This is a genomic window from Parasphingomonas halimpatiens, from assembly GCF_036663795.1.
Lineage (GTDB): Bacteria > Pseudomonadota > Alphaproteobacteria > Sphingomonadales > Sphingomonadaceae > Sphingomonas.
Genome location: NZ_JAXOJP010000016.1, coordinates 22857 through 48221, shown reverse-complemented (window position 1 = coordinate 48221; position 25365 = coordinate 22857). Strand labels below are relative to the sequence as shown.

21 protein-coding genes are annotated in these 25365 nt (G+C 65.8%); 16 read left to right on the top strand and 5 right to left on the bottom strand.

What is annotated here, in order from left to right; all coding sequences use genetic code 11:
- Window positions 1–54 precede the first annotated feature (54 nt).
- From U1839_RS16110 to U1839_RS16090, 5 genes are all read left to right on the top strand, one after another.
- Window positions 55–1356 (top strand): glycoside hydrolase family 130 protein, encoded by a 1302-nt coding sequence (locus U1839_RS16110; RefSeq protein WP_332804671.1) that lies wholly within the window; start codon window positions 55–57, stop codon window positions 1354–1356.
- Between the two features lie 202 nt (window positions 1357–1558).
- On the top strand, window positions 1559–3967 hold the full coding sequence (locus U1839_RS16105) for a heavy metal translocating P-type ATPase (RefSeq protein WP_332804616.1): 2409 nt from the start codon (window positions 1559–1561) through the stop codon (window positions 3965–3967).
- Window positions 3968–3975: 8 nt separating this feature from the next.
- The gene (locus U1839_RS16100; protein WP_332804615.1) at window positions 3976–5214 is read left to right on the top strand and encodes an MFS transporter; all 1239 of its coding nucleotides are present in this window, start codon (window positions 3976–3978) and stop codon (window positions 5212–5214) included.
- Between the two features lie 93 nt (window positions 5215–5307).
- Complete coding sequence (gene ppk2 / locus U1839_RS16095) at window positions 5308–6078, top strand: polyphosphate kinase 2 (protein ID WP_332804614.1); 771 nt, start codon at window positions 5308–5310, stop codon at window positions 6076–6078.
- Between the two features lie 98 nt (window positions 6079–6176).
- Window positions 6177–7568: an ATP-grasp domain-containing protein gene (locus tag U1839_RS16090; RefSeq protein WP_332804613.1), complete on the top strand. Its 1392-nt coding sequence runs from the start codon at window positions 6177–6179 to the stop codon at window positions 7566–7568.
- 240 nt (window positions 7569–7808) lie between these two features.
- Here U1839_RS16090 and U1839_RS16085 read toward each other — a convergent pair whose 3' ends face one another.
- Window positions 7809–8057, bottom strand: coding sequence for a hypothetical protein (locus tag U1839_RS16085; protein ID WP_332804612.1), 249 nt, complete (start codon window positions 8055–8057; stop codon window positions 7809–7811).
- A 309-nt stretch (window positions 8058–8366) separates the two neighbouring features.
- Between U1839_RS16085 and U1839_RS16080 the strand changes: the two genes are divergently transcribed.
- The 7 genes from U1839_RS16080 (at window position 8367) to U1839_RS16050 (ending at window position 16690) form a co-directional block, all read left to right on the top strand.
- Window positions 8367–8633 (top strand): metal-sensing transcriptional repressor, encoded by a 267-nt coding sequence (locus U1839_RS16080; protein ID WP_332804611.1) that lies wholly within the window; start codon window positions 8367–8369, stop codon window positions 8631–8633.
- A gap of 11 nt (window positions 8634–8644) precedes the next feature.
- Window positions 8645–9790 (top strand): nickel/cobalt efflux transporter, encoded by a 1146-nt coding sequence (locus U1839_RS16075; RefSeq protein WP_332804610.1) that lies wholly within the window; start codon window positions 8645–8647, stop codon window positions 9788–9790.
- Window positions 9791–9926: 136 nt separating this feature from the next.
- The gene (locus U1839_RS16070; RefSeq protein ID WP_332804609.1) at window positions 9927–10286 is read left to right on the top strand and encodes a hypothetical protein; all 360 of its coding nucleotides are present in this window, start codon (window positions 9927–9929) and stop codon (window positions 10284–10286) included.
- A gap of 407 nt (window positions 10287–10693) precedes the next feature.
- Window positions 10694–11929 carry a TolC family protein gene (locus U1839_RS16065; protein ID WP_332804608.1) on the top strand — a complete coding sequence of 412 codons (1236 nt, stop codon included), beginning with the start codon at window positions 10694–10696 and terminating at the stop codon, window positions 11927–11929.
- Entirely contained in the window at window positions 11929–13176 is a 1248-nt protein-coding gene (locus U1839_RS16060; RefSeq protein ID WP_332804607.1) for an efflux RND transporter periplasmic adaptor subunit, read from the top strand. Before U1839_RS16065 ends, U1839_RS16060 begins: the two co-directional genes overlap by 1 nt.
- Window positions 13173–16325, top strand: coding sequence for an efflux RND transporter permease subunit (locus tag U1839_RS16055; protein ID WP_332804606.1), 3153 nt, complete (start codon window positions 13173–13175; stop codon window positions 16323–16325). The genes U1839_RS16060 and U1839_RS16055 overlap by 4 nt, the downstream gene beginning before the upstream one ends.
- Window positions 16322–16690, top strand: coding sequence for a copper-binding protein (locus U1839_RS16050; protein ID WP_332804605.1), 369 nt, complete (start codon window positions 16322–16324; stop codon window positions 16688–16690). The genes U1839_RS16055 and U1839_RS16050 overlap by 4 nt, the downstream gene beginning before the upstream one ends.
- A 153-nt stretch (window positions 16691–16843) precedes the next feature.
- Here the strand turns inward: U1839_RS16050 and U1839_RS16045 are convergent, their stop codons facing one another.
- Both U1839_RS16045 and U1839_RS16040 read right to left on the bottom strand, forming a co-directional pair.
- The gene (locus U1839_RS16045) at window positions 16844–17491 is read right to left on the bottom strand and encodes a class I SAM-dependent methyltransferase (RefSeq protein ID WP_332804604.1); all 648 of its coding nucleotides are present in this window, start codon (window positions 17489–17491) and stop codon (window positions 16844–16846) included.
- 314 nt (window positions 17492–17805) lie between these two features.
- Window positions 17806–18210, bottom strand: coding sequence for a MerR family transcriptional regulator (locus U1839_RS16040; protein WP_332804603.1), 405 nt, complete (start codon window positions 18208–18210; stop codon window positions 17806–17808).
- Between the two features lie 67 nt (window positions 18211–18277).
- On the opposite strand from U1839_RS16040, the gene U1839_RS16035 reads away from it, so the two are divergent.
- The 3 genes from U1839_RS16035 to U1839_RS16025 all read left to right on the top strand — a co-directional run bounded on the left by U1839_RS16035 (window position 18278) and on the right by U1839_RS16025 (window position 21846).
- Window positions 18278–18943 (top strand): cation efflux transmembrane domain-containing protein, encoded by a 666-nt coding sequence (locus U1839_RS16035; RefSeq protein ID WP_332804602.1) that lies wholly within the window; start codon window positions 18278–18280, stop codon window positions 18941–18943.
- A gap of 92 nt (window positions 18944–19035) precedes the next feature.
- Window positions 19036–19722, top strand: a complete 687-nt coding sequence (locus U1839_RS16030) for a ZIP family metal transporter (RefSeq protein WP_332804670.1) — start codon at window positions 19036–19038, stop codon at window positions 19720–19722.
- A gap of 174 nt (window positions 19723–19896) precedes the next feature.
- Window positions 19897–21846 carry an FTR1 family protein gene (locus tag U1839_RS16025; RefSeq protein ID WP_443030630.1) on the top strand — a complete coding sequence of 650 codons (1950 nt, stop codon included), beginning with the start codon at window positions 19897–19899 and terminating at the stop codon, window positions 21844–21846.
- 74 nt (window positions 21847–21920) lie between these two features.
- On the opposite strand, the gene U1839_RS16020 is transcribed toward U1839_RS16025, so the two are convergent.
- Window positions 21921–22925, bottom strand: coding sequence for a YncE family protein (locus U1839_RS16020; protein WP_332804601.1), 1005 nt, complete (start codon window positions 22923–22925; stop codon window positions 21921–21923).
- On the bottom strand, window positions 22922–23638 hold the full coding sequence (locus U1839_RS16015) for a superoxide dismutase (protein WP_332804600.1): 717 nt from the start codon (window positions 23636–23638) through the stop codon (window positions 22922–22924). Before U1839_RS16015 ends, U1839_RS16020 begins: the two co-directional genes overlap by 4 nt.
- A gap of 644 nt (window positions 23639–24282) precedes the next feature.
- Here U1839_RS16015 and U1839_RS16010 point away from each other — a divergent pair.
- Entirely contained in the window at window positions 24283–24729 is a 447-nt protein-coding gene (locus tag U1839_RS16010; RefSeq protein ID WP_332804599.1) for a hypothetical protein, read from the top strand.
- The last annotated feature ends 636 nt before the right edge of the window (window positions 24730–25365 follow it).

Here is a 25365-nt window from a genome sequence, read left to right as displayed (position 1 = left end):
ATATCCCTGTCTTCAGGGAACCAGCCGCTGCCCGGCAACAGGACCAAGGTATCTATGCTGAACGACGATCTTGCGACCCGTCTGCCGATCCTGCTGCGGCCCGATCCGCGACGAGTCGTGATCCGAACTTTCACGCCTGCCGAAGACCCGCCCGACGTCGCGGAAAAGGATCGTACACGCGCCCAGCGGATCGCCGACCGCGTCCTGGCGCTCAGCCATGCCGATGTCAGGACCGATTTCGCGCGGGTTACGGCGGGACTGACGGAGCGCCACCGCGACGTGAACCGCGTGTTTCGGCGCCGGTTCCACGAAGTGAACGGGCTGCTGATCGATCATTGCTCGATCGAGGACAGGCAGGCGCTGCTGATCGGGGCCTATTTCAGCGAGGAATATGCGTTCGAGGCTGCGGCGCTGCTCAATCCGAGCATCGTTCCCCACCCGGATCAGTCGGGCGTGCCAGGCGGTGCAGTGCGATTCGTTCTGTCGCTGCGCGGCGTCGGTGAAGGTCATATTTCTACGGTGACGTTCCGCACCGGGATCTGCGAGGCGGACGGCACCGTCACCGTTGACGAGCCCGGCCTGCAGGCGGTCGCGCCCAGGATCGAGACCATCCCCAGCGGTGTGCCGGACGACCCGGGGCTGCGGCTGTTCTGCGAAGGCAGCCGCGATCTGTCCGAGGTCGTGATGTTTCCGATGACCCTGGCCCAGCGGCACGGCATAGAGGATGTGCGGCTTGTTCGGTTCGTCGACGACGACGCCAGCGTCACCTATTTCGGAACATATACCGCCTTTAGCGGCGAAGCGATCCGGCAGGAAATGCTGCGCACCACCGATTTCCTGACGTTCGACCTCAACGCCGTTCGCGGCGATACGGCCGGCAACAAGGGGATGGCCCTTTTCCCGCGGCGGATCGACGGTCGCTACGCCATGCTCGGACGCCTTGATCACGAGAATATCTGGCTTCTGACCTCGGACGATCCTTACGACTGGCACGGCGGGGCAAAGGCAGTCTCGCCGCGCTGGGACTGGGAGTTCGTGCAGATCGGCAATTGCGGTTCGCCGATCGAGATAGACGAGGGGTGGCTGGTGATTACCCACGGCGTCGGCGCGGTACGCAACTACTGCATCGGAGTCTGTCTGCTCGACCGGGACGATCCGACGAAACTGCTGGCGCGCACGACTTATCCGCTGCTCAGGCCAAGTGCCGATGAACGATACGGCTATGTCCCGAACATTGCCTACACCTGCGGCGCACTGGTGCACGGACGGACCCTACTGCTGCCCTATGCGCTCGCCGACAGCTTCACGACCTTCGCAACCGTGTCGCTCGACCGGTTGCTGGCCGACATGGCCTAGAGAGTTGCGGACAGTCCGCCTGGATCCAGCGCACGTGCGCCGGCGGCTATGTAAGCCGCGCTACCCTATCGGGCCTGACGACCTGACCCGTCGGGGTGCGGTGCAAGAAGCGGCCCTTCGACCCGACCCATGCTATGACGGGTCGCCCGACAGTCCGTGCCGATCACTTGTCGGCGCGTTGCCATGATTTCGGAGTCTCGCCATGAAGACCGTTACGTTCGAACTGCGTGGCTCCTTCGAGCCGCTCGATCATCTTGGCGCCGAAAAGCAGCTGCGGCGCACACCCGGCGTTGCCAGCGCCACCGCGAACACGGCCTCCGACAGTGTCACCGTCAGCTATGACGAGGCCCGCACCAGTGAAGCCGATCTCCAGCGCGTGATCACGGATTGCGGGTTCCATTGCGGCGGCCGTCTTGTTCCGCGCCATGTGTGCGCCCTTGGAACTACAACCCTTTCGGCCGCTGCCGCGGCCATGGCCCATCCTCATGATCACGCTGGCGTCCCGTCCGCACCCGCAAAGGCCGCGCCCGATCGCACCCCGGTCGCGGCCGAACACGACGCGATGGCGCACGAAATGGGCCATGGCGACGGCATGGACATGGCGGCCATGGCGCGCGACATGCGCAACCGGTTCATCGTCAGCCTCGTTTTCGGCCTGCCGATCTTCGCCCTGTCGCCGATGGGTCTTGACCACCCCCTGCTGAAGCCGGTGTTCGGGCTCAGTCTCGACCTCACCCTGTTCCTGCTTGCCAGCGCGGCGATCCTCTATCCCGTCTGGCCCTTCGTCGTCGCCGCGATCCGCGCGCTTCGCAACGGTGTCCTCAACATGGCGGTGCTCGTCCTGCTGAGCGTCGGCACCGGCTATCTGTTCAGCGTCGGGTCGACATTCCTGTTCAAGGGCCAGCAATTCTACGAGGCCTCCGCCGTCCTGCTCATCTTCATCCTGCTCGGCCATTGGCTCGAGATGCGCGCCCGCGCCGGCGCGTCCCAGGCGATCCGCGCGCTCATGGATCTGGCGCCGCCCATGGCGACGGTGCAGCGCGACGGTAAGGACGTCGAAGTGCCGACGGCCGAGGTGCTGGCCGGCGATGTCGTCCTGATCCGGCCGGGCAACAAGATTCCCGTCGACGGCGAAATCCTCGAGGGCAAATCGGAGGTCGACGAGTCGATGCTCACCGGCGAATCGATGCCGGTGTCGAAGGCGCCCGGGGACACCGTGATCGGCGCGACGATCAACCGCAGCGGTAGTTTCCGCTATCGCGCAACCAAGGTCGGAGCCGACACCGCGCTCGCCCAGATCGTCAAGCTCGTCCAGGAGGCGCAGAATTCAAAGGCGCCGGCGCAGTTGCTCGCCGATCGGGCATCGCAGTGGCTGGTGCTCGCGGCAATTCTGATCGGCCTCGCGACCTTTGCCATATGGTACTGGATTCTGGGTGCGACGCTGCTTTTTGCGCTGACCATGACCATAACGGTGTTCGTGATCGCCTGTCCCGACGCCCTCGGGCTTGCCACGCCGATGGCGATCATGGTCGGTACCGGCCTTGGCGCGATGAACGGCATCCTGTTCAAGAATGCCAGCGCGCTCGAGGATGCGACCAAGCTCGACGTCATCGTCTTCGACAAGACGGGGACGCTCACCATGGGCCAGCCCAAGGTCGTAGAAGTCGTCGCGGCGGAAGGTATCACCAGCGACGAGGTGTTCCGCATGGCGGGTGCGATTGAACGCAACTCCGATCATCCGCTTGCGCTCGCGATCCTGGAGGGCGCATCGGGCGTGACGCTTCCCGACACGCGCAACTTTACCGATATCGAAGGGAAGGGCGCCAGCGCCGAGGTCGAAGGCGCGACCGTGCTGCTCGGTAACCGGCGCCTCATGGATGAGGGAAAGGTTGCGCTGGGTGCTCTCGCTGAACCTGCCGAACGCCTGAAAGGGGCTGGGCGCACCGTCGTCCATGTTGCGCGTGGCGGCGAGATCCTCGGGCTGATCGCCATTGCCGATGCGGCGCGTCCAACCGCCAGGGCGACCGTCGAGGCGCTTCGGGAGCGCGGCGTCAAGGTCGCGATGATCACCGGCGACAATGCCGGCACGGCCAAGCGTATCGCCGATGAGCTCGGCATCGATATCGTCCTTGCCGATGTACTCCCCGGGCAGAAGGCGGAGAAGGTCAGGGAGCTGCAGGCCCAGGGCCAGCGCGTCGGCATGGTCGGTGACGGGGTCAACGATGCGCCGGCGCTCACCCAGGCAGATGTGGGCTTCGCAATCGGGGCGGGCACCGATGTCGCGATGGAAAGTGCCGATGTCGTCCTCATGAAGAGCGATCCCTATGACATTGTCGGGGCGATCGCGCTTTCCCGGGCTACGCTTCGCAAGATGCATCAGAATCTGTGGTGGGCGGTCGGATATAATGTGATCGCCTTTCCGCTGGCCGCGGGCGTGCTCTATCCCGTGCTGCTCAGCCCGGAGGTCGCTGCGCTGGCGATGTCGGGCAGTTCCGCACTTGTCGCGATCAACGCATTGCTGCTGAAGCGCACCCGGCTGGCCGGCATCAGCCGGAGCGGCATGAGCCCCGCACCGGCGGCGCGATCCATGGCCGCCGGGGCGAGCCATTGAAACCTGCATTGCCGCTTCCGGCGCTCGCCGCCCTGTTCGTGGCGGCGTTCACCGTTTCCCTGGCCTATGGCATCGCCCTGCCGGTACTGCCCTATCTGCTCGAACGCCGGCTCGGACCGGGCGCCGACGTCGCCTGGCACACCGGCCTGCTGACCGGTACCTACACCCTCGCGCTGTTCCTGTTCGCGCCGCTCTGGGGACGCATCTCGGATCGGTGGCCGCGCCGCACCGTCATCCTGATCGGGATGAGCGGCTTCACCTCCAGCCTCCTGCTGTTCGCGTTCATCGACAGCCTGGTCGCGCTCTATCTGGGTCGCTTCCTGACCGGCGCCTTCTCGGCCGCGGTCATTCCAGTGTCGCTGGCATTGATCAGCGATTGGGCACCCGATGAGGACTGGCGCGCGCACCGCTTCGCCTGGCTGACCATCGCCGGGGTAAGCGGCTTCCTGCTCGGCCCGACCATCGGGGGCGGCGTCGCGCAGATGTGGCGCAGCGGCATGCCTCCATCCGGATTGCCCTTCCTCGTGTCCGCGGCAGCCGCGGCAGTCGGTTCGATCGGCGTGTGGCTGGCCGTTCCAGAGGCCGCGCGGCCGAAAACGGGCCCCGCCCCGATGCGGCGGAGTGCGAAAGGCTCGCCCCGGCTGGTGTCGACGATGCTTCTGCTCGCGGCGATCGTGTCTGCCGGCATTGGTGCTTTCGAAGTCGGCCTCGCCCTGCGCGCCCAACAGCGCCTGGGCCTCGGTCCCGCCGAGATCGGGCTCATGTTTACCGAATGCAGCCTGGTCATGCTCGTCGTCCAGGCCATGGTCTTCAATCCCCTGGTCCCCGCGCGTGCGACAAGATGGATGATTGCGCCGGCGTTGGGATCGCTCGCGCTCGCCCTGGCGCTGGTGCCCCTGATGACCAGCGCGGTCGGGATGTTCGTCGCGGTCGGGCTCGTCGCGGCGAGCGCCGGCATCGTCTCGCCGATCCTCGTCTTTTGGGTGTCACTGGCCTCGGGCGCTGCCCATGGCCGCGCGCTTGGTCGCCAGACCGCGGCTTCGAGCCTTGGCCAGGCGCTCGGATCGGCGCTGGGGGGCCTGCTGTTCGGCCTGTCGGCCTTCCCCGATGGGGCATTCGTCGTGGCAGCGATAGCGGCCGGTGGCGCTGGTTGCCTGGCGTTGCGGCTGCCGGGTCGGCTCGCGCTTCTCGCGCCGGCAAAGGCGCATCGTCCGTCACCCGGACGATCACGAGCTTTGAAGGGATAATAATAGGGCAACGTGCCGCGTTCCACGGAAGACGGATCGCTTCACTCGGCCGCAGTGTCACGCGGCCTTGATCGCAAACCGGAGAAGACCAAGATGGCCAAGAAAGTGAAGAACCAGCCCGGCTACGCCAAACAGCTTCGCTCGCTCCAGATCGGGCTTACCGCGTTGCAGCACCGGATCATCGAGGATGGCCGCAAGCTGCTGGTCATCGTCGAAGGCCGCGACGCCGCGGGCAAGGACGGCGCGATCAAGCGGATCGTTGAGCATCTAAGCCCGCGGGACACACGCGTGGTGGCACTCGGGCCGCCCTCGGATCGCGATCGCCGCTCCTGGTATTTTCAGCGCTGGACACCCCATCTCCCCGCCGCGGGCGAGATCGTCCTGTTCAATCGCAGCTGGTACAACCGCGCCGGCGTCGAGCGCGTGATGGGTTTCTGCAGCGACAAGGAATATGAGGAGTTCATGACGACCGCGCCGATGTTCGAGCAGCTGCTCGAACATTGCGGGATCACCCTCGTCAAATATTATCTGGACGTCTCGAAGGCGGAGCAGAAGAAGCGCCTGACGGCCCGTCGCGAGGATCCGCTCAAGCAGTGGAAGATCAGCCCCATCGACAGCGAGGCGACCAGGCGGTGGAAGGCCTATAGCAAGGCGCGCGATGAGATGCTGGCACGTACGCACAGCGTTGCGGCACCTTGGACCGTGGTCCGCGCGGACGACAAGCGCCATGCCCGCCTCGCCCTTATCCGGAACCTCCTGACCCGCCTCGGCGAAGAGGATCACGAGCGCTACGGTCTCCCTGATCCCAATGCCGCCTTCCTGTACGACGCCGCCGCCGCGGAACAGGGATTGATCGCCCCGTGAAGGATCCGCGCGAAGCGAATTCAATCATCGGGCGTTGAGCATTTGCGAAGCGCTCGCCGTTTTGCCGGAAAATCGTGAAAGGCGGGAAGCCGGCCGCCATGATCCCGGTGGCCTGCACAGCAGTTCCGAGCCTCTTTCCACGTCGCGATTCAAAGGAATTCAACCCGGTGCCGACCTTTGATGAAGCCCTCGAGTCGCAGCTTCTGCTGGTCAATCAGGAGTGCATCTGCCTCACCCTTGATCGCGGTGCCCTGCGAGATGCGATCATCGGCGAGACTGAGGAGCCCGCCTTCGCGGCATCGCTGCTGGAGGCGCGCCCGAATCTTTTCTCCGATGTGGCGGTCTTCATCAGCGCGTCGCAACTCGCCCAGATGCGCCGCGTCATCATGGCCATCGAGACGGTCGCATCCGATCCTCGCTATCGCGCAGCGGTACTGGACTGGGCGCCTGCGAGTGCCTGTCGGGACTTTGGTCCGCGCGGCGTATTCATGGGCTATGACTTCCATCTGGGCGAAAATGGACCGGCGCTGATCGAGATAAATAGCAATGCGGGCGGCGCCATGTTGAACGCCGTTCTCGCGCGCGCGCAACGCGCCTGCTGTTCCTCCCAGCCGTCAAACCTTGTCCTGCCCGAGGCGTTCGAGGGCGCGGTGGCGGCCATGTTCGCGAAGGAATGGCGCTACCAGCGCGGCAGTGGCGAAGCGGCGTCGATCGCCATCGTCGACGACGAACCCGAGGCGCAATATCTCTATCCCGAATTCCTGCTGACCCGCCGATTGCTGGAGCGCGCCGGCCATCGTGTCTGGATCGCCGATCCGTCGAAGCTGGAATATGTTTCCGGCGAACTCCAATATGGGGGCGAGCGCGTCGATCTGGTCTACAACCGGCTGGTCGATTTTTCGCTCGATCGACCCGAGCATGCGGCATTGCGAGCGGCCTATCTCGACGGCTCCGCGGTCGTGACGCCCAACCCTCACGTCCACGCCATATTCGCCGACAAGCGCAATCTCACCCTGCTGTCCGACGCGGCCCTGCTGGGCGATTGGGGTTTCGACCAGGCTCTCGTCGAGACGCTGACCAAAGGCATTCCGGCAACGGAGCGCGTCACGCGAGCTTCCGCCGAGCGGCTCTGGGCCGACCGCCGGCAATTCTTCTTCAAGCCTTCCCGGGGGTATGCCAGCAAGGCGGCCTACCGTGGCGAGAAGCTGACGAAATCGGTGTGGGCCGAAATCCTCGGGAGCGACTATGTCGCCCAGGCATATGTGCCGCCCAGCGAACGTGTCATCCTGCTTGATGGAGAGGCAGTCAAACGCAAGATCGACCTGCGCCTCTACACCTATGACGGACAGGTCCTCCTCGCCGCTGCGCGACTATATCAGGGTCAGACCACCAACATGCGTACTGCTGGTGGCGGTTTCGCACCGGTACTGCTGACGGCCGGCGATGATCCATCGGCGGACTGCGGAATGTGCGCCATACACGCGACATGAAAGCCATTCGAGCCGGCGCCGGGCCGCTCAGTGCGGTGGCCAGGAACGCGGACCTCTCGCAGGATCGGGCACCGCTTCTGCCTGCTGGATTAACTGTGAGCCATCTACCTGAACCACGGCTGCGAAGTGCGATCAGGGGGCGTTCAGACCATGTCACTTACGGGAGGGTGGCCAGTGTAGGAGAGTGACATGCGTAAAATCATACTTGCTGCAGCCAGTGCGGTAGCGGTTCTCGGCTTTTCAGCGCCAGCGATGGCGCAGGACTGGCAGGGCCGTCATGACTGGCAGCACGACCGGCTCGACCAGCGGCACGACGATGTCCACGATCAGCTCGACGAAGAGCATGACGAGGCCCATGAGCAGGGCTTGTCTCCCTGGGGGCATGCCCAGCTCCATCGTGACCTGCAATATCAGCACGAGGAAGCCGATTACCGGATGCAGCTCCAGCATCGACGCGAGCACCAGCGCGAGGAGTGGCGTCGCCGTCACCGCGCATATGGGAACTACGGCTACCGCCCTTACGGCTACGGCCCTTACGGCTACTGACGATCGGCCAGCCCCGCCGCCCGATCGAAGCGGGCGGCGGACAGACGAAGCCCGAACCAAAGCAATTGGACATCGAGATGGCAGGCATGGAGGCGCAGCCGCATGACTGCGCCTTTGTCCTTCTGCGGAAGCCGTTTGTTTGCGCGGCACGTCCCGCTTGTGCTTGTGCCCCGGGGCGCCGCTACCCTGCTCGCTCGTGACAGACGCCATTCGGTTCTTGTACCCCTCCCCCCTAGGGGGTAGGGGGTGTCGATGTCGCACGCATCAGATCCGGAGGTCCGTCGCGGCCTCGCCCAGGCGCAGGGACACCTCGCCTCGATCCTGACGATGCTGACCGACGGTCGATCCTGCCTCGATCTTGCCCAGCAACTGCAGGCGGTCGAGAGCACGATCCGGACGGTGAAGCGCGCGCTGATCCATGATCATATGGAGCATTGCATCGCCGATGCCGTCGCCGATGGGGGCCTGAGTGCCGACCAGGCGCTGCGCGAGCTCAAGTCGCTCACCAAATATCTCTGAAAGTAACATCGATGCAGTCTCTCCCCGACCTGCTCGCGCACGGCAATGCGTGGCTCTTCATTCCGACCGCGATCCTGCTCGGCGCGCTGCACGGGCTCGAGCCGGGCCATTCCAAGACGATGATGGCGGCGTTCATCATCGCCATTCGCGGCACCGTGGGGCAAGCGATCCTGCTCGGCCTGTCGGCGGCGATCTCGCATTCGCTGGTGGTATGGGTGATTGCGCTCGGCGGGCAATATCTCGGCCGTAATCTCGATGCCACGACGAGCGAGCCCTATCTTCAGTTGGCCTCTGCCGTCATCGTGCTCGGCGTCGGCGCCTGGATGATCTGGCGCACCCGGCGTGATCAGGTGCTCGAGGCGAGTCATGGGCATGATCATTCTCACGATCACGGACATCATCATGGCGACGAGGTGCGTCGGATCGATACCGGGCACGGTGTCGTCGCGCTCGAAGTGTTCGAGGACGGTGTGCCGCCGCGCTGGCGGTTGCGCTCTGAGCGTGGCCAGACGTGGCCGGACGGCGATGTCATGGTGGTTACCGAGAGGCCCGACGAGGCGCGTCAGGCGTTCGCCTTTGTCGACCGCGGCGACTATCTCGAAAGCATCGACGAGATTCCGGAGCCGCACATATTCACCGCGCGCCTGAGCCTCGGACTTGGCGGTCATACGCATGACTATGAGCTGCACTTCGCCGAGCACGGTCACGATCATGAAGACGAAGCCGAGACGGGCCTGACGCTGGGGCGTGACGGCGCCTTCATGGACGCGCACGAACGTGCCCATGCAGACGATATCACGCGTCGATTCGGCGGGCGCAACGTCACCACTGGCCAGATTCTCCTGTTCGGGTTGACCGGCGGCCTGATCCCATGCCCCGCCGCCATCACGGTGCTGCTGCTGTGTCTTCAGCTCAAGCAGATCAGCCTTGGCGTGATCCTCGTGCTGTTCTTCAGCGTCGGGCTCGCAGTGACGATGGTGAGCGCGGGCGTCCTTGCCTCGCTCAGCGTCAAGCATATCAGCAAGCGCTGGTCCGGGTTCAGCACGTTCGCGCGCCGGGCGCCCTATGCGTCGGGCGGGCTCATGGTGGTGATCGCGCTCTACATGGGCATTTCGGGCTGGATTGGCCTGAGTGGTGGGCATCTGCCCCAGATCTGAGCCGAACGATGCCTGGCCGCGAAGTCCGAACCGCCGATTACAGGGGAAGGTGTCCGCACCCGTCAGGGACGATCAGGCTCTTCGCTGGTTCTAGGCGAATTGACTTGTCGCGGCGCAGCCCTAGTTTGGCGCCGTCGTGACCCGCTTCCTGCGCCTCCTCCTGTTGATGTTCGCCATGGTCGGCCTTGCCGGCCAGTCGACGGCGATGGCGATGGCGCCCGTGATGGCGAGCCCGGCGCCCGTGCAGGCGGCGATGGCGGGGATGGACTGCAAGGACATGGGGACGACACCGTCCTCGGACGATGCGCCGTGCAAGAAGCTCACCTGGCAGTGCATCGCCGCAATGGGCTGTCTCACGGCAAGCGCGCTTGAACCCGCGATCGTCGCGATGGACGTGCGTGCGACCGTTTGCATCGCTCCCGCCGCGCGGGATGTCACCCGTCTTGCCGGCCGCTCCTACGGTCCCGAGCCCGATCCTCCCAGTTTCCTGATCTGACAGCCGGAATCCGTCGATTCGCCGCTCAACGTGAGCGCGCGGTCGATCACCAAGCTCAGATCAAGGATATCATTATGTCGAATCGTCTCGTTGCGGCCGCACTTGGCGTCGCCGCACTTCTCGTTGCCGCGCCTGCTTTAGCATCGACGCCGCAGTCCGCGGCTCCCGCGCAGGGTCATTCCGAATGGCGCGCCAGCGCGCAGGCAGGACCCCGCACTCCCCTGACCCCGCCGCATCGTGTCTGGGTCGGCTCCGACCCAGACACGAAAGCCATGGCGTCGTGCGCCTGCGCGATGATGCGGACCTCCCGGAAATCGTGATCGCCCGAACGTGATGACGACCGGCCGGCGGGGCGCGTCCCCGCCGGTCAACCGGCCGCTCGCGCGGCCGCGATCGGGGAACCCCATATGATAAGATCCATATTCTGCGCCGCGCTGCTGGCGTCCGCCTGCCTTGCGGCACCCGCCCTGGCCGGTCCGCTAACGTTCGATGAAGCGCTGGCGCATGCTCGCACAAACGCGCCGTCCCTCCATGCCCGGCAGCTCGGCGCCGATGCCAGCCGGGCGGCGCGCGGCGCCGCGGGCACGTTGCCCGATCCGAAACTCTCGCTCGGCGTCGAGAGTTTCCCCGTCTCCGGACCGCTGGCGTTCGCGCCGTCACGCGACAATTTCACCATGGCGCGTATCGGCGTGTCGCAGGAGTTTCCCAATCTCGCCAAGCGCCATGCGCAACAGGCGCGGGCCGATTCGGACATTACGGCGGCCGATGCCGACATTCGCGCCGAGTCGCGCACTGTCGAGGTCGAGACCGCCATTGCCTGGATCACGCTCGCTTATGCCGAGCGGCGTCTTGCCGCGCTCGACGCGGCGCGCGCTGGGCTCGACCGGCTGGTGGGCACCACACCCGGTGCGGTCGCGTCGGGCGGTGCTCGCCCCGGTCAGGTACTGGCGGGCAGGCAGGCGCTGGCGGCACTCGACGATCGGCGGGACGAACTCGTGTCCGCGGTTGGTCGCGCGCGTGCCGACCTGGTGCGCTGGACGGGTGACATAGCTCCGACGGTGGCGGGGCCGGTGCCCGATTTCCCGATCGATGCTGCGCGGCTGCACAGGGCGCTCGATGCCAATCCCTCGCTGGCTGCGATCGCGGCGCGGGTCGGTCAGGCCGAGGCCGATGTGCGGCTCGCAGAGGCCGAGCGCCGGCCCGATTTCGGGATCGATCTCAGCTATCAGCGCCGCGACCCGCGGTTCGGCGACTATGTCTCGGCCGGCGTGACCATCGGACTGCCGCTGTTCAAGCGCCACCGGCAGGAACCGATGATCGCCGCGCGGCAGGCCGAGGCCGCGCGAGCCCGTGCCGAGCGTGAGGATGCGGCTCGGGGGCTGGCGGCGTCGCTCGATGGCGGTCTCGCCGACCATGCGATGCATCACGCGCAGTGGATGCGTTCACGCGACACGCTCGAACCACTGGCGCGCCAGCGTGTCGATCTCGAAACCGCCAGCTACGGCGCTGGCCGCGCAAGCCTGGTCGATGTCGTCGACGCGCATCTTGCGCTGGTCGACGCGACCCTCGCGACACTCGACCGGGAAGCCCTGGTCGCGATCGACGGTGCGCGTCTTGCGCTTACCTATCGGAGCATATCCTGATGACCCCGCGCGATCTCACTCCCCGCGGCGTCGTGTCGCGCGTCGCGCTTGTCGCGATCCTGGCCGGCGGCGCGATCGGCTTCGGCGCCGCGCGGCTGACGGCGCCGTCGGCACCCACGCCGGCAACAGGCGGCGCCATGCCCGGCGAACGCAGTATCCTCTATTGGTACGACCCGATGATTCCGGCCGAGCATCATGATGGGCCGGGCCTGTCGTCGATGGGGATGAAGACGATCCCCAAATATGCCGATACGGGAATTGGCGCCGCTCCTGCCGATACCGGGGTCAGGGTAGATCCGGCGGCAGTCCAGTCGCTCGGCGTCAGGCTCGTGGCCGTCGAACGCGGGTCGCTCGCGTCAGACCTGACGGTCACCGGCGCGATCGACTTCAACCAGCGCGACATGGCAGTCGTGCAGGCGCGGGCGGCCGGGTTCGTCCAGCGTGTCTATGCGCGTGCGCCGGGCGACGTGATCGGTGCCGGCGCGCCGCTGGCCGATGTCCTTGTTCCCGAATGGGGCGGTGCCCAGGCCGAGTTGCGTGCCGTCACCCGCACCGGCGATCCCGCGCTGATCGCCGCGTCGCGCGAGCGACTGCGCCTGCTCGGCGCGCGCGGCGCCGGCGGTGGGGGCATGACGACGATCCGAAGCCCGATCGGTGGCGTGATCCAGACGCTCGACGTGCGTGCCGGCATGACACTCTCGGCGGGCCAGACGCTGGCACAGGTGTCGGGGCTCGGGACGGTGTGGCTCAATGCCGCCGTGCCAGAGGCGCAGGCAGCGCTGGTTCGGGTCGGCCGGCCGGTGCGCGCGGAGCTTACCGCGCTGCCGGGCGAGACCATCACTGGCAGAGTGGTCGCGATCCTGCCGACCGCTCAGGCCGAGAGCCGCACGCTTACGGTGCGGATCGAGCTTCCCAATCGTGGCGGCCGGCTGCGGCCGGGTATGTTCGCGACCGTCCATCTCGGCGGCGAAGGCGGGTCGGGGCTGCTCGTTCCGAGCGAGGCGGTGATCCGGACCGGCAAGCGCGACCTCGTGATGATCGCCGGCCCGGGTGGCCGCTACCGGCCGGTCGAGGTCAGGCTTGGCCGGGAAGGAGGGGGGAGGACCGAAATTCTGGCGGGGCTCGCCGAGGGCCAGAAGGTGGTCGCCTCGGGCCAGTTCCTGCTCGATTCCGAGGCGAGCCTCGGCGGCATCGATGCGAAGCCTCTGGAGGGCGCCCCGATGACGCCTGCGGATCAGCGGCGATGATCGCCGCCGTCATTCGCATGTCGGTCCGGGCCCGCGTGCTCGTCCTGGTCGCGTCGCTGGTGCTGGTCGTCGCGGGCGTGCTCGCGGTGCGCTCGACACCGATCGATGCCTTGCCCGACCTGTCCGACGTGCAGGTCATCATCCGCACCAGTTATCCCGGTCAGGCGCCGCAGCTGGTCGAGAACCAGATCACCTATCCGCTGGCCACGACGATGCTGTCGGTGCCGGGCGCCCGCGTGGTGCGGGGCTACTCATTCACCGGCGACAGCTATGTCTACGTCCTGTTTGAGGACGGCACCGATCTCTATTGGGCACGCAGTCGCGTGCTCGAATATCTGTCGCAGATTCAGGGTCGCCTGCCGGCCGGTGCGACCGCATTACTCGGGCCCGATGCGACCGGCGTCGGCTGGGTCTATGAATATGCGCTGGTCGACAAGACCGGTCGGCATGACTTGTCACAGCTTCGTTCGATCCAGGACTGGTTCTTGCGCTATGAACTGAAAAGTGTGCCGGGCGTCGCCGAGGTCGCGGCGATCGGCGGGATGGTCCGGGAATATCAGGTCGTGCTCGATCCGGCGAAGCTGGTCTCCTACGGCATCCCGCAATCCGTTGTCGTCGATGCGCTCAAACGCGCCAATCAGGAAGCCGGCGGCTCGGTCGTCGAGATGGGCGAGGCGGAATATACCGTTCGCGCCAGCGGCTATCTGAAGACGCTCGACGATTTCCGGAGCGTGCCGCTGAAGACCGCCGCGGGCGGCGTGCCGGTCACGCTGGGCGATGTCGCGACGATCCAGATCGGACCGGAGATGCGGCGCGGCGTCGCCGAACTGAACGGCCATGGTGAGGTCGCGGGCGGGGTGGTGATATTGCGATCGGGCAAGAATGCGCGGGAGACGATCGGCGCGGTCAAGGCGAAGCTCGCCGAGCTGCAACACAGCCTGCCGGCCGGCGTTGAGGTGGTAACGACCTATGACCGCTCGGCATTGATCGACGCGGCGGTCGAGAATCTTCAGGGCAAATTGCTCGAAGAGTTCCTCGTCGTTGCGATCGTCTGCGCATTGTTCCTGTGGCACGCGCGCTCGGCGCTGGTCGCGATCCTGACGCTCCCGATCGGCGTGCTGATCGCGTTCCTCGTGATGCGGTTCCAGGGGGTGAACGCCAACATCATGTCATTGGGCGGGATCGCGATCGCGATCGGCGCGATGGTCGATGCGGCGGTCGTGATGATCGAGAATGCCCACAAGCATCTCGAACGCTGGGCGCACGATCATCCGGGCGAAACGCTGGCGGGCGAGGAACGCTGGCGCGTGATCACAACGGCGGCGAGCGAGGTCGGACCGGCGCTGTTCCTCAGCCTGCTCATCATCACTTTCTCGTTCATTCCGGTGTTCAGCCTGCAGGGTCAGGAGGGCCGGCTATTCGCACCGCTTGCCTTCACCAAGACCTATGCGATGGCGGGCGCGGCGCTGTTGTCGGTGACGCTTGTGCCCGTGCTGATGGGCTGGTTGATCCGGGGGCGCATCCCGGCCGAGAGCGCCAATCCGATCAATCGCTGGCTGACGGCGATCTACCGGCCCGCGCTCGACTGGGTGATGCGGCGGCCCAAGGCGACCCTGGTGATCGCGGCGCTGATCTTCGCGACCACGGCCTGGCCGCTCAGCCAGCTTGGCGGCGAGTTCATGCCGCAGATGGACGAGGGCGATCTGCTCTACATGCCCTCGACGCTGCCCGGTATCTCGACCGCTCAGGCGTCGCGGCTGCTCCAGCAGACCGACCGGCTGATCAAGACAGTGCCCGAGGTCGAGACGGTGTTCGGCAAGGCCGGCCGCGCGGAGACGGCGACCGATCCCGCGCCGCTCGAGATGTTCGAGACGACGATCCGCTTCAAGCCGCGTGACCAGTGGCGTCCGGGCATGACGCCGGCGAAGCTGGTCGAGCAACTCGACCGGACAGTGAAACTGCCGGGGATCGCCAATGTCTGGGTGCCGCCGATCCGCAACCGGATCGACATGCTCGCGACCGGCATCAAGAGCCCGATCGGGGTCAAGGTATCGGGGTCCGACCTGGCCGAGCTCGACCGCGTGGCGCGCGACGTCGAACGGGTGGCGAAGACAGTCCCCGGGGTCAGTTCGGCCTTCGCCGAGCGGCTGACCGGCGGGCGCTATATCGATGTGACCATCGATCGCGCGGCGGCCGGCCGCTACGGGCTCAACATCGCCGACGTGCAAAGTGTGGTGTCGGGGGCGATCGGCGGCGAAACGGTCGGCCAGACGGTCGAGGGCCTCGCCCGCTACCCGATCAGCGTGCGGTACCCGCGCGAGCTGCGCGACAGCGTCAATGGTTTGCGCAACCTGCCGGTGCTGACCCCGTCGCTTCAGCAGATCACGCTCGGCACCGTCGCCGATATCCGGGTGACCGAAGGACCGCCGATGCTCCGCAGCGAGAACGGGCGGCCGACCACCTGGGTCTATGTCGATACCCGCGGGCGGGCGCTGTCCACGGTCGTCGGCGACATACAGCGGGCCGTCGCGAAGGACGTGAAGCTCTCCCCCGGGGTCAGCATCGCCTATACCGGCCAGTTCGAATATCTCGAGCGCGCGGCCGAGCGGCTGAAGCTGGTCATCCCGGCGACGCTGCTGATCATCTTCCTGCTGCTCTACGCGACGTTCCGCCGGCTCGATGAGGCGGCGCTGATCATGGGCACGCTGCCCTTCGCCCTGACCGGCGGCATCTGGACGCTGTACCTGCTGGGCTACAACCAATCGGTCGCGACGGGCGTGGGGTTCATCGCGCTTGCGGGGGTATCGGCCGAGTTCGGCGTGGTGATGCTGATCTATCTGAAGCAGGCGCTGGCCGCGCGCGGATCGGCGCCGTCAGGACTCGAGACCGAGCAGGCCATCCGCGAGGGTGCCCTGCTCCGCGTGCGCCCCAAGGCGATGACGGTGGCTGTAATTCTCGCCGGGCTGTTCCCGATCCTGGTCGGCCACGGCGTAGGTGCCGAGGTGATGAGCCGGATTGCGGCACCCATGATCGGCGGAACGCTTACCGCGCCTTTGCTGTCGATGCTCGTCGTGCCCGCCGCTTACCTCTTGCTCCGGCGCCGGCCCGCGACCGCGAATGATTTTAATCTGGAAGGAGAAGCTCGATGAAACTGCCTATCGTCACAACGATCCTCGCTGGTACCCTCATGCTCGCCGGCTGCGGATCCAAGACCGGCAGCAACGCGCCCAGTACGGCGGCAACCGCCCAGTCCATGGCGATGCCGGCGGGCGGGGCAGCCGACCAGACCGGCAAGATCGTCCACGGCCTCGGGGTCGTCACCGCGATCGACGCGGCCGGCGGGAAAATCACCCTCAAGCATCACGCGATTCCCGACGCCGGCTGGCCGGCAATGACCATGGCGTTCAAGGCCGCTCCATCGATCGTCGCGAAGGCCAGGGTTGGCGAATCGGCCGCATTCGATCTGAGGCTCAGTGGTGCCGGAGGTGAGATCACCGACATTCGCGCGCGGTAGCGGTCGCGAGCAGCGATCTGGTGAGGGCTGGCGCGCTTGCGCGCCGGCCCGGTCCGGTTGAAGGCCTTGACCCGGCTCCGGGTCGGGCAGTCGTTCCTTCGGGCGCGACCGGCAATCCTGAATGGAACGGTGCAGTGGTGCGTGATTCGCGCGCTACGCCGACGGCAATGCTTCCTTCGCGGGGTCGGACCAGGGGATTCGTCTGAAGACACACCAGTTGAACGCCTGTTTCCCGCCGCCTGGCGTCGTGTGCTGCTCACGCCAGTTTTCCAGCAGCTGGTAGCCTGGACCCATCTCCGCCAGCAGGCCCGACGCATCATAGCGCTGAACCGGCAAGCCGCTGCACCGGTCGGGACCGTCGAGCGCAAAGGTGGCCATGACGACGAGGCCGTTGCGGGCAACACCCCCAGCCATCGCGCGGCGATAGCCGTCGCGATGTTCGGCGTTAGTGAGGAAGTGGAACACGGCCCGATCATGCCAGACGTCGTAGGTGCGGTCCGGGAGCCAGCCGGTAATGTCGGCCACTTCCCACCGGACCCTGTCGGCCGATGGTCCGAGCCGAGTTTTTACCACCTCGAGCGCCGACCCCGCGATGTCGAGCACTGACAGGTCGCTCCATCCACGGTCGACCAGACAATCGACAAGGCTCGACGCGCCCCCGCCGATATCGATCAGCGACGCGGTGTTTGGCACATGGAACCGGTCCAGTGCCTCAAGCGACGGCTCCGGGGAGGGCTGATACCAGCTGACGCTGTCCGGCGCCTTGCAGCGATATACCTCGCCCCAGTGCTGGTCGGCCATTGGCATGCTCCTCCGAGCTTCGAGATAGGCGCCGAGCCATCGGTTTGCACCCGTTTTCCCCGCGGCTGCGGCCTTGCTGCCTCGCTTTCTCCGAACCCCCAATAGTTGAAGCCCGACCAATTCGGCGTGCCGGCCAGATACGCGGTCTCCAGTATATCGATCCCGAATCCTCCCGCGGCGATGATGGCGGGGATGTCCCGGCTCACATGGCATCCGCCGCGATCGGGAGCGCCATCCTGTTCGAACACCTGACCGCTTGACCGAGCAGGGAGTCACCGGTTGCGCCGACGTACCCGCGACGCCGAAGCGTGCGATCAATTGGAGCGGGTGCCGAGAGCCTCGACGATCCGGCAGTCGTCGATCGTGCCGCCTTGGCAGCTTGCGACCAGACTGGCCAGTTCGCCCCGAAGCACCTTCAGATCGGCGATCTTGCGATCAATTTCGGCCAGATGGTCCTTGGTGACCGCGTCCACCGAGGCGCAGTTCCCGCTGCGGTTCGAGGCAATGTCGAGCAGCGCCCTGACCCGGTCGAGCGTGAAGCCGAGTTCGCGCGCACGACGGATGAACTTCAACCGGGCGAGATCGTCCGAACCATAGACGCGGTAGTTGCCGCTGCTGCGTGCCGGCGCAGCCATCAGGCCGTCATGTTCATACCAGCGAACGGTTTCCGGGGTGGTGCCGGCGGCGCGGGCCAGTCGTCCGATCGTCAGTGTTTCCATCGGCCTTGACCCTGTAGTGGCTTCAGGGTCCATATGGGGGGCGAGCGCTATAAGTCGAGGTGATTTCGTGGTTTGCAGCAGCTGCGCCTCCGACACTATCGATTCCCTGGCCGACAAAAGGTGGCGGCGCGTCCTGTGGATTGCGCTTGCGATCAACCTGGCGATGTTCGCTGGCGAGATTGTCGCCGGGGTCGCTTCGGGCTCACGGTCGCTTCAGGCGGACGCGCTCGATTTTCTGGGCGACGCAGCGAATTACGCGATCAGCCTCGGCGTCGCGGGCATGGCGCTTCAGTGGCGATCTCGCGCGGCGGTGCTGAAGGGCGGGACGATCCTTCTCTTCGGCATCTACGTGCTGATCACGACCTTGATCGCCGCACTCGGCGATGGCGTGCCCCGTGCGGGAACCATGGGCGCCGTTGGCCTCCTCGCCCTCCTCGCGAATGGCGGCGTTGCCTTGATGCTCTACCGCTATCGCAGCGGCGACGCCAACATGCGATCGGTGTGGATCTGCTCGCGCAACGATGCGATCGGCAATCTCGCGGTCCTCGCCGCCGCCGTCGGAGTGGTCGGGACGGGCACCCAGTGGCCCGATCTCATCGTCGCGGGAATCATGGCTTCGCTTGGCATCGTTGGTGGGAGCCAGATTCTTCGCCACGCGCTGGGGGAATTGGGGCAGCGAAATGCTGTCAGGCCAGAAGTATCGCTTCCGGAAGTCACGAGCCTTATAAACTGAGGCGGCGGTTTTTGCCGGACATCGCTCCGTGGCGCTGGCGATGATGGGTAGAGTATTCCTTCGATCAGCAACGCGATCGGCAGCACATCATGATGACGGCACTTCCCTATACGATCATGCCGGTGATGGCCGTCTTCATCGGCGCTGTCGTCGCAGTGCTGCGCAAGCCCGGGCCGGCGCTCACCAGCGCCATTCAGCACCTCGCCGCCGGGGTCGTGTTCGCGGCTGCCGCCGTCGAGATATTGCCGCAGGAGATGCACGGCGCCTCGCCGCTGGCGACGCTCGTCGGTGGCGCGCTTGGCGTCGTCGCCATGCTCTCGCTCAAGTCGATCGAGGGCCGCATTGGTGGGCCGCTCGGAATGCTCGGGGCGGTTGGTACCGATATCCTGATCGACGGGCTGGTACTCGGTCTCGCGTTCATCGCCGGCGCCAAGGCCGGGCTCCTGCTAACGATCGCGCTCACGTTTGAAGTGCTGTTCCTCGGCGTGACCGTCACCGAGGGCCTTGGCGAGACGGTGCGATCGAAGGTGAAGGTCGTCGCGATCACCACGGCAATCGGACTTCTGATGCCGCTGGGTGCGTTACTGGCTACGCCGGTTGCGCTGTTTCCGCCGGTCGTGATTACGGGGTTTCTCAGTTTCGGCCTGATCGCGCTTCTCTATCTGGTTACCGAGGAACTGCTGGTCGAAGCGCACGAAAAGCCGGACAGCCCGCTCATCAGCGCCATGTTCTTTGTTGGTTTCCTTTCCTTGCTGCTGCTCGAGGAGGTTATCGCCTGATCGTTGCGGGCCTGCCAACCGACGAACAGTTGGTGCCGAAGGCGGCTGCACACGCTAATGCGAATCCATAGCGAGAAACCGCTTGACCCTATAGTCGCTAGAGACTGTATCGCACCGCACATGATCATGGTCTTTCACCCGCGTGCAACGCCGGGCGCCAGTTCCACCGGGGCGATGGGGCGGCCGCGCGCTCGCGGCACCGCCACTATCGCGATGGCGCTCTTTGCCCTGCTCCTTGCGCTGTTCGGGGCTGTCGCGCCCGCCAGCGCGCAGGCGGCTGACGTCCAGACAGCCTGGCGCCTGCTCGACTATATGGCTGTCGACTATGGCGGCGCAGTCGCCGACGGCAAAATCAAGAGCGCTTCCGAATATGCGGAGATGACCGAATTCGCGGCGTCGGTGACGTCCCGAATGTCCGCGCTCGCGCCGGGCCCGAAACGTGCCGGGCTGATCGAAGCGGCGAAGAACCTGCAGCAGGCCGTTGCGCGCAAGACGCAGCCGGCGGAGATCGCCCGACTGGCTCATGGCATCGCCGCCGATTTGCTCATTGCCTATCCTGTGCCGCTCGCGCCGAATAGCGCGCCCGACGTGGCGCGCGGCGACGCGCTGTTCGCGACGAATTGCGCCGCCTGCCACGGCGCGGCGGGCGACGGCCACGGCCCGAACGCAGCGAAGCTCACGACACCGCCCATTGCGTTCACCGATCTCGGTCGGGCGCGGCAGCGCAGCCCTTTCGCGCTTTATCAGGTCATCACCCAGGGCCTCGACGGTACAGCCATGCAGAGCTTCGCCGGCCTGCCTGACCAGGACCGCTGGGCGCTCGCCTTTCGCGCAGGCGGGTTCGCCTTCACAGAGGCGCAGGCAAGGGAAGGCGAACGACTTTGGAAAAGCGATACCGCCCTTCGCCCCGCTATTCCGGATCTGAAGACGCTGACCTCCCTGACCCCGGCCACCCTCGCCGCCCGAATTGGCGAAGCGAAAGCCGATGCGGTGATCGCCTATTTGCGCCGGCACCCGGACGCAGTGGTTCAGCAGGCGCCGGGGTCCCTGCTCGTCGCGCGTCACAAGCTCGCCGCAAGCTTCGCAGCCTATCGGACGGGCGACCGCAAACAGGCTCGCGAGCTCGCCCTTTCCGCGTATCTGGACGGGTTCGAACCGATCGAACCGACACTGACCGCGCGCGATGCGACGCTGATGAACCGGATCGAAGGTGCGATGGGCGAGTATCGCGCTGCGGTAGATCATGGCGCGCCGGCGAGCGACCTCGCAATCCGCATCCAGGTCCTTGGCGGTCTGTTCGACGATGCTGAGGCGGCGCTGGAGCCGTCAGCGTCGAGCAGCGCATCGACCTTCTTCGGCGCGTTCACTATTCTACTGCGTGAGGGTCTGGAGGCGCTGCTGATCGTGGTCGCCATGATTGCTTTCCTCCGGAAGGCCGAACGCAGCGCCGACCTGCCCTATGTTCATGCGGGGTGGGTGGGTGCGCTTCTCGCGGGCGCGCTGACCTGGGCGGTCGCGACCTTCGCGATCGGCATCAGCGGCGCCAGCCGCGAGCTGACCGAAGGGTTCGGGTCGCTGTTCGCAGCGGTCGTTCTGCTCTCGGTCGGCATCTGGATGCACGGCAAGTCGCAGGCGGACCGGTGGCAGCGATACATCCGCGAGAAGATGGCGCGCGCGATCCCCGGCGACTCGGGCTGGTTCCTGTTCGGGCTGGCGTTCGTGGTCGTCTACCGCGAGGTGTTCGAGACGATCCTGTTCTATGCCGCGCTATGGACCCAGGGCAATGGCGGTGTGCTCCTCGCGGGCGCTGGATCGGCCTGCCTGGTGCTGGCGGCGATCGCGTGGGCCATGTTGCGTTACAGCCGGACTCTGCCGATCGCGCAGTTCTTTCGCTACAGCGCCTGGTTGATGGCGGTTCTCACCGTCGTCCTCGCCGGAAAGGGCGTTGCAGCGCTCCAGGAGGCCGGCATCATCGATATCGCGCCAATCGCCAGCGTGCCCAGGATCTCGATGCTCGGCATCTATCCCACCTTGCAGTCGGTGCTGGCGCAACTCCTGATGCTTGTCGCCATCGCCATGGGCTTCGCATGGAACGGCCGGCCTGTGCCGCAGACTCCCGCCTGAAAAGGCAAAGGCTGTCAGGAGACCGCGCTCCGGTAGCGGTGTTGCCGTAGCCGCGCCGGGCCTCCTGATCTGCGTTACCGGGTAACTAGCACCGAGATCGAGGCGGCCACCTCGCCGCGCGCCGGGGCCGCGACGAACAACCTGTGCAGTTCCGGTGCGAACAAACCGGTGCGCGCACCGCTCGCGGTGGTCACGCGCACCATGGCAAACTTGGCAGGGGTGACCGGCACGACATCGACGTGACCCGCGCCGCACACCACATATATTCGCGTGTCGTCGACGAAAAGATCGTCGGAGTCGCCGCAGACGCCCTGCATGGACAGCTGGGCACCACTCGCCGCGTCGTAGCGCGCCAGCGCCGCCGGCAGGCGATAGGCGACCGCGAACCAGCCGCCGTTGGACTCGACCGATAAGGGGAAGTTCAGCCGATGCGTACCGGTCGGCCAGCGGACGGTCACGCGGCCGCTGTCGATATCGCCCGCAACGATGACGCCGCGATCGGGCACATTGATCAGCACTCGCGCCCCGATCATCCGAAATCCCTCGGGATGACCGGGGAGGGGCAGCCGGCCGATCACGCGCGGCGTATCCGGATCGATCACTGCCAGTCCGCCACTGCCATAGCCCACCACGACATGGCCGTTGCGCGGATCGATCCGGATATTGTCGGCGTCGTCGCCGAGTTCCAGTCGCGCCACTTCGTGCAGGTCGTCTCCGGCGTAGAAACGCACGCTGCCGTCGCCGCTCGCCACTACCAGCCGTCGTGCGGCGGCCAGGTACGCGACGCCTTGGGGTTCGTGCAGTCCGGCGATGCGCCCGGTGACTCTGCCGCTCGCAAGATCGACGCGATCGACGCTGCCATTGCCATATTCGGCGACGAACAGGACGCGGTCGGCGAGATCGAGCGCGAGATGGTCGATCCGACCCTTCACATCGGTCAGCGCGATCGTCCGCTCCAGCCGGAGCGGCGATGCCGGGTCGTTCGGCGAGACGCTGCGCGGCCCGGCATGGCAGCCCGCCGATGAAACGAGCCCAACAATCGCGACCACGATCCTGCCGATGACTGCGACGCGCCTCATCGGCCGGCCGCGGCCTTGAAGCGCGTATCGGCCGAAGTCCAGTTCACCGCACCCATGAAGGCGTCGACATAAGCCGCAGCTTTCGCGCCGTAATCGATCGCATAGGCGTGCTCATACATATCGAGGGCGAGCAGCGGGGTGGCGCCGGCCAGGGTCATGCTGTGATCGGCTGCCCATTGGTTGACCAGACGGTTGTCGCGGTGGCTGTAGGTCAACAGGACCCAGCCCGATCCGCCGCCGAGCGCCTTGCCCATGCTGGCGAACTCGCTGCGCCAGCGCGCGTCACTACCGAAATCGCGCTCGATCGCGGCGGCGAGCGCGGTGCCCGGACGGGTCGGCGCGCCGAGGCCGGCGAAATAGAGTTCGTGCAGGATCATCGAGTTCCAGGCGATCAGTTCCTCGCGCTTCAAGCCATTGAGGACGAAGCCGGGCGCGGTGGCGGGATCGAGCTTTCCGAACTCGGTCGTGATCGCGCCGAGCCGCTTCACCGCACCGACATAGTTATTGTCGTGGTGGCTGGTCAGCAGCTTGGCCGACAGGCCGGTGATCGACGCCGGATCAAAGGGAAGCGGTTGCGGCGCGAAGCCTGGAGCAAGCGCAGGCGGCGCCGTGTTTGCGGATGCCCCTCCGCCAGCCAGACCAGTAATCGCCGCTGCGCCAATGGTGGCGCCGGTGGCCAGCAAGCTTCTGCGATCAATTCCGTTATCGCTCATCTTCTGTCTCCTTAAGGCCCCGGCAATTCTCCGCGATCGACATGTTAGCGCCTCGCGGCTCCCAAGCCGGGAGGAGCGCACAATAGCAGCAGCGCGACGAGCGCGAAGCCCTGCATGAGGATCGGTGCAGGCCGGGTTGACCGATGGCGCTTCCGCATGGCGGTCGCTTGAATCGATCTCGTCGCTATGACGCGAACACGCGGGCCGGATCCAGACGTGGTACCGGGCGAATGCTCATCAGAAGGCGCCGGCCGCGAGGAACCCGCTCGCGGCGCAGAGTCCAATACGGATACCTGTTCCAAGCAGTCCGGCGGTACCGGCCCGGGCGAGGACCGTCGATCGATGGGCCCCCTTCCTCGTCTCAATGTTTTGGATTTACAGATCAATTCGGCAGGCGTTGTCGGGGCGGGACTCTTTTCAGCGCCGGTCCTCACCGCTCGGCATCGCAAAATCGCGCCCTCGAGCCGCTATCCGGTAGCGATCATGTCGCGGCCGGTGAAACGCTCCTCCCCGCGGCCACCCATGCCGACCTCATGGGCGGCAGAGACACGTTCGAATGCCCGTTATTTTGGCCTTCGCGACTGGTTTCGAGGGGTGAAGGCGACAGCCGCGTATAGGTTGCGATACCTCAGAGGAGTGAAGCAATGAAGACGACCATCGTCGCCGCACTGACCGCCGTTTCCCTGGTGGCCGCCTCCGCCGCAATCGCCCAGCCCGCACCGGATCACCACTCGGGCGGGCGGTCAGCGCACCGGCACTCAACGCATGCGAAGCCAAGCCATGTCCATCGGCACTCGGCAACGGCTGCGCCGTGCGCCGGCCGCGCGCGGAGCATGGGCGGCATGCAGAGGGATATGAGCGCGATGATGACGGATATGAGCGCCATGATGAACAGCACCAGCGATCCGTCGATGAAAGCGCGAATGCAAAAGATGCATGGTCAGATGGCCGGGATGATGGCCAACATGCAGAAAATGGGCGGCATGATGGGTGGCGCGATGATGCAGGGTGGACCGAGCGAGGGCAGCACACCGTCGGTTGCGCCGTCTCCCGCACCTGAAGATCACTCAGTTCATCACCCAAACCAGTAACATCGGCGCCTATTAACCGGGGTTGTCTCTGTTGCCGTCGCACTGTCGTTGTTCACTTCCGCGTTCGCGGCATCCGCAGACCAGTTCGTTGGGATCCGGTTGTCGCGAACAATGGGTCAACATGGCGAAACGGGCCGCCTGCCCGCAGCGCCGCGGAGGAGCCGGCTGAAGTGCCAGCATGTGCCGATGAAGTGATTGTTTTTCTGACGTTCACGGGAGGAGGCCGACATGATGTATGGCATGGGATGGGGAATGGGCGGGGTCGGCTGGGTGGTGCTGATCTTGGCGGTTCTGGGGATCGCCGCATTGATCAAATATTTGATGTCCGAACGAAAGGACTGAAAATGGCGTCAACGAAGCGAAGCCGCCCCTAGAACAGGTCTAGCCTGCTTTGCATCTCAGCCATGTGAAACATTACGCCGAGCGCCGAATTATTGACTGTGAATCTTCGCGCCAGAGTCGAGGGTTTTGATTTCATCGCGGTCCCCTCTGATCATTGAGAATTCCATATGCACGATGCCCTGACTTTGACGCCTCTTGCGGGGGTGGCAAGGGTATCTCTTGCGCGGCCCCTGGCTCTGGGCTTTTTTGCAGCAACGATCCTGTTGGGTACCCCTTCCAACGCCGCTCAGTCGA